This is a genomic window from Ferruginibacter sp., assembly GCF_031391665.1.
Classification (GTDB): Bacteria; Bacteroidota; Bacteroidia; order Chitinophagales; family Chitinophagaceae; genus Ferruginibacter.
In genome coordinates this window covers 1-5,137 of record NZ_JANMUN010000259.1, presented here as the reverse complement: position 1 = coordinate 5,137, position 5,137 = coordinate 1, and the positions used below count along the sequence as shown (strand labels likewise).

Sequence of the window (5,137 nt, the reverse complement as noted above, 5' to 3'; positions counted from 1 at the left end):
GAATTACCTGTTCCTGTATTTCTGCTTCCGGATGTATTATTGACTACTGCAAAATTTCCTACAGCAGTATTCTCATTTCCTGTGTTGTTGTTAAACATGGCATTAATGCCCATAGCAGTATTAGAACTACCGGTTGTGTTTGCAAAAAGAGCGCCTGTGCCATTAGATGTATTATAAGCGCCGGTTGTATTGCTTCTTAGTGCATTTGCGCCCGTTGCCGTATTAAAAAAACCTGTTGTATTTGCAAATAAAGCTTTGGAGCCTAATGCTGAATTGCCTGTTCCTTCGGCAGCATTCGTTGCACCCACTCCATTGTTATATAAAGCACTGTCGCCAACAGCTACGAGGTTGCTGCGGTTGCCGGTATTAAATAATGCATGTGTACCCACCGCAACATTGGAAAATCCGGTTTGATTATTGTAAAGCGAAACATAACCCATCCCGGTATTTGTATTGCCGTTACTATTATTAACCAAACTGCCCGAACCAAATGCACTGTTTGAAAGGCCGCTAGTATTGTTAGCCAATGCTGCATTTCCAAAAGCGCTGTTTTCATTACCGGAAATATTACCAAACAGGGAATTAAATCCTGTACTGGTATTTAATATGCCGGTGTTGTTAAATCGCAATGATCCCGTTCCGGAAGCAGTATTCTGAAACCCTGTAGTATTTGAAAAAAGGGCATTCGAGCCGTTTGCCGTGTTAAAATAACCGGTTGTATTAGTAAACAGCGCCTTTGAACCTATGGCCGTATTGGCTATTCCATGAGCTGCCAAAGTAGCACCGGTTCCATTATTAAAAAGTGCAGAATCACCAACAGCCACCAGGTTGCTGCGGTTACCAGTGTTGAAAAGGGCACCGGTACCCACTGCAATGTTTGAATAACCGGTTGTATTAAAATATAAAGACGTAAAACCTATCCCAACATTGCTGCTGCCTGTAGTATTATACCGCATTGCATCACTTCCTATCGCATTATTCTGACCGCCGGTAGTATTCAGGTACATTGCTAATTGCCCTAATGCAGTATTTTGGCTTCCGGAGGTATTAGTATTTAGACTATAAACTCCCGATGCAGTATTGAATGATCCTGAATTATTAAATTGTAAAGCACCCCATCCGAGGCCTGTATTATTTTCACCAGTCTTATTTCCTGAAAGAGATTTATAACCAATTGCTGTATTAGCAGAACCCGTTGTGGAGGAGTCTAACGTTCTAAAACCGAATGAAGTATTATTTGTAAGCGTATCAATATAACCTGAACGTACGTTATTTACTCTAATGATAAATGGTTTTGTATTCAGTGTTCCGATAAAATTAGTTGCAGAATCAATTCCTGAATTACCTGTTAAGCTCCATCCGCTTGAGGCAACAATAGTTTGCCAGTTGGGTACAGCGGCTGTCCCCATATTTACCATCAATTGATTTTTTGAAGTATCCAATACCAATAATCCTTTTGCAGGATTTACAATTGCATTTAGTGCTGCCGAATTCATACGGGGTATAAGAAGGCCTTTTGTACCACTTTTAATATCGAGCATAGCACTGTTATCCGGCACACTGGCATCGTTGTTTACAGCAACATTTTGAGCCTGGGTTTTAATTGTTGCAATTATTACCAGCAGTAAAATTATTTTTTTCATTTTTATTTATTTTTTAAAGATTTTAAATTGAGCCAATACGCAAGTCTCCTTCTCTGGCTGCTACTTTCATATAATCCGTGTTTAATTTTCTTTGCTGTAAAAATGAAAATTTAAACCCATTTTAACCATCCTGTAAAAACAGGAGATTTTAAATTCATAAAAAATCATGGAAAAAGGGGAGGCACTTTAAAAATGATTTTGGGTTTATTTGTATAATGGAAGTAATGTTCTATTTTACTGTATGAGAAAAATTATATTGTTCATACTATATATTATTCCGCTGGGTGCATTTTCACAAACAAATGTTTTCGACAGCATACGCAACCTGATAAAAACAGAAAAGAATGATACAGAATACGTACGCCTGCTGGTGCAGCTGGGCAATAAAATAAAATATAAAGACACTATTGAAGCCTGGCAATGTCAAAAAAAAATCGACTCCATTTCCATAGTAAAAAACAATGATTTTTTTAAAGCACAGGCTTTTTTTTTAGCTGCTACAATACAGCTCGCCAATCAAACACTTCCTTCTATTGACAATTATGAGAAGGCGATAAAAATATTTTCAAAATACCCGGATAATTTACGATCGAGAGTATCGATGGGTACAAGCTATATTAATTTAGGATTGCTGCATGCTAACAATGCCGATTACGAAACTGCTACATTTTATTATCTTAAGGCAGAAGAAATTTATCTTAAAGACAATCCGAACAATAGTGATTTAGGAGTTTTATACAGTAATCTTTCAATTGCTTATGCCACTATTAATAAATTTGATGAAGGCATTAAATACAGCAAAAAGGGCTTAGACTTTGCAAGAAAAAATAATGATAAAGCAAATCTGCTCAATGCCTGGTATGCTTATGGTGGCAATTTGGTTAATGCAAAAAGAGATGCTGAAAAAGGTTTACTGATACTGGACTCTGCAAAGCAAATTGCCCTGGAAATGGGCAACGAGAACATGATATACTCCTGCGATTTTATGAGTGCCATGTATTACTATAACACTAAGCAGTACCAGAAAGCTATAGCGTATTATACACTGTGTTTGAATTTTGCAAGAAAATATAATTTTACTGCAGGCATTGGCAATAATTTTTTAAATATTTCAGCTAACGAAGCGGAATTAAAAAAACCAAAGCTTGCTGCGGCACATTTAGATTCATCTGCAAAATATCTCGACTACTCAATAATCTCTACCTCAAAACAAATGTATTTTGAAAATTATGCTGAAGTTTATAAACAGCTCGGCGATTTTACTAAAGCATTTGCTTATAAAGATTCTGTAGCAGTAATTAAAGATTCGTTGTACCAGGCAGATAACATCAGGCAAATGGAATTTCGCCAGGCAAGGTATAATTATGAAAAAAAACAAAACGAAGTAGCACAATTAGAAGCCGATAAAAAAATACAGCAGCTTGCCATCAAACAAAAAAATACCCTTAACTATTTTTTAATTGCAGGGGCTTTTACTTTATTAATACTCTCATTACTAAGCTACCGTGCTTACAAACAAAAACAAAAATTACAACAGCAACGCATTAATGATTTAGAAACACAACAACAATTAACAGCAACCGAAGCTGTACTTAAAGGCGAAGAACAGGAACGTACCAGATTAGCAAAAGATTTACACGATGGCCTTGGGGGAATGTTATCGGGAATAAAATATTCATTTAATACTATGAAAGGGAATTTAATTATGACGCCTGAAAATACACAGGCTTTTGAACGCAGTATGGATATGCTGGACAGCTCTATAAAAGAAATGCGCCGTGTGGCACACAACATGATGCCCGAAGCGCTGGTAAAATTTGGACTGGATACTGCATTAAAAGATTTTTGCAACGATATAAATAATTCAGGTGCATTGCAGGTATCTTATCAATCTATTGGATTGCAAAATTTAGTGATAGATCAAACTACTGCCATTACCATTTACCGCATTGTGCAGGAGTTAATTAATAATACCATGAAACATGCGGCGGCAAAAAACGCCATTGTGCAGGTAAGTAAAATAAATAATGATATTAATATTACTGTAGAAGATGATGGAAAAGGATTTAACCCTGTAATTTTACAGCAGGTTAAAGGAATTGGATGGAGTAATATACAAAGCCGTGTTGAATATTTAAAAGGTAAATTAGATGTTCAATCAGAACCGGGCAAAGGAACATCAGTTCAAATTGAATTAAATATATAGATGGCCATAAAAGTTTTTATAGTTGATGATCACTATATGGTGATAGAAGGTATTCATTCATTATTACAAAATGAAAAGAATATTGAGTGGATGGGGCATGCCACCAATGCTGCATCCTGTATTGCTTTTTTACAGCAACAAACACCCGATGTAATTTTAATGGATATTAATTTACCCGATAAAAGCGGTATTGATTTATGCAAAGAAGTAAAAGAAAAATTTCCTGGTATTTTTATTTTGGGATTAAGCACTTTTAACCAGCAAAGTTTTATAGAAAAAATGATTGGCAGTGGTGCTTCTGGTTATGTGCTTAAAAATGCAACGCAGGAAGAGTTAATTGAAGGTATTGAAACCGTAATAAAAGGAAAACAGTTTTTAAGTTTTGATGCTGCGCTTGCTTTACGCAAACCTGATACCAATAATAATGCACCAGTAATAACCAGGAGAGAAAAAGAGGTACTGGAGTTAATTGCCGATGGCATGACCAATAATGAAATTGCACAAAAACTTTTTATCAGCACTACAACCGTAGATACACACCGTAAAAATTTGCTGGCAAAGTTTGAAGCAAAAAATATTGCCTCGCTGATAAAAGTGGCAGTACAACAGCACATGATATAAAGCAGGCTGGTTAAATATTTTTTTCGGCACAGGGTATTTCCATTAATACAGAAGTGCCTTCCGATGCAGTGGTACGGTAATCCATTTTACCTTTCAGTATTTTTATCCTGCTTTCAATATTTTTTAACCCCATACCTTTTTTATTAAGCTCATCATCAATTTCAAAGCCTTTGCCATCATCCTCCACTGTTATATAAAGCCGGTGATGATTATAACTTATTTGCACAATAGCATTTGATGCACCCGAATGTTTAATGATATTTTGCAACAGTTCCTGTACAATTCTAAACGAATGAAAAGCCTGCTCTTCTGTTAGCAGCATTTTTTGGGTATCCAGTGCTTTAAAAGAAATGCTGAGTATACCGGGGCTTGTAATATTATTACAATAATCTCTCAGCGAATTTTCTAACCCATAGAGCAACAAACCATCCGGCGAAATACTGTGAGAAATATTACGCAGTTCTTTTATGGTATCATTTAGTTTATCAATGTTGCTGTTAAATTTATTGTCCAGGTTGTTATCCATGGTAACCTGGTTTTTTAAAGCAGCAAAAGAATGCTTAATACCGCTCAGCATACTGCCCAACCCGTCATGCAGTTCTCTTGCCATTCTTGTACGTTCCTGCTCAATGGCATACTGTTTTTCTAATTCAGATTTTTGTCTTTC

4 protein-coding genes are annotated in these 5,137 nt (G+C 36.1%); 2 read left to right on the top strand and 2 right to left on the bottom strand.

Annotated elements, in window-relative coordinates; translation table 11 throughout:
- Positions 1 to 1,643 (bottom strand): beta strand repeat-containing protein (locus ACY651_RS19830; RefSeq protein WP_462255248.1); only part of this gene is annotated, 1,643 nt, incomplete at its 3' end.
- Positions 1,644 to 1,884: 241 nt separating this feature from the next.
- Between ACY651_RS19830 and ACY651_RS19825 the strand changes: the two genes are divergently transcribed.
- Together ACY651_RS19825 and ACY651_RS19820 are read left to right on the top strand one after the other, a co-directional pair.
- Positions 1,885 to 3,849 (top strand): tetratricopeptide repeat-containing sensor histidine kinase, encoded by a 1,965-nt coding sequence (locus tag ACY651_RS19825; RefSeq protein WP_462255247.1) that lies wholly within the window; start codon positions 1,885 to 1,887, stop codon positions 3,847 to 3,849.
- The gene (locus ACY651_RS19820; protein WP_462255246.1) at positions 3,850 to 4,470 is read left to right on the top strand and encodes a response regulator; all 621 of its coding nucleotides are present in this window, start codon (positions 3,850 to 3,852) and stop codon (positions 4,468 to 4,470) included.
- A gap of 10 nt (positions 4,471 to 4,480) precedes the next feature.
- On the opposite strand, the gene ACY651_RS19815 is transcribed toward ACY651_RS19820, so the two are convergent.
- A partial coding sequence (locus ACY651_RS19815) for a sensor histidine kinase (RefSeq protein WP_462255245.1) occupies positions 4,481 to 5,137 on the bottom strand: 657 nt, incomplete at its 5' end.

Excerpts from the sequence above, each read along its gene's own strand:
- ACY651_RS19825 (WP_462255247.1), top strand. The coding sequence starts at position 1,885 with ATGAGAAAAATTATATTGTTCATACTATATATTATTCCGCTGGGTGCA.
- ACY651_RS19820 (WP_462255246.1), top strand. The coding sequence starts at position 3,850 with ATGGCCATAAAAGTTTTTATAGTTGATGATCACTATATGGTGATAGAA.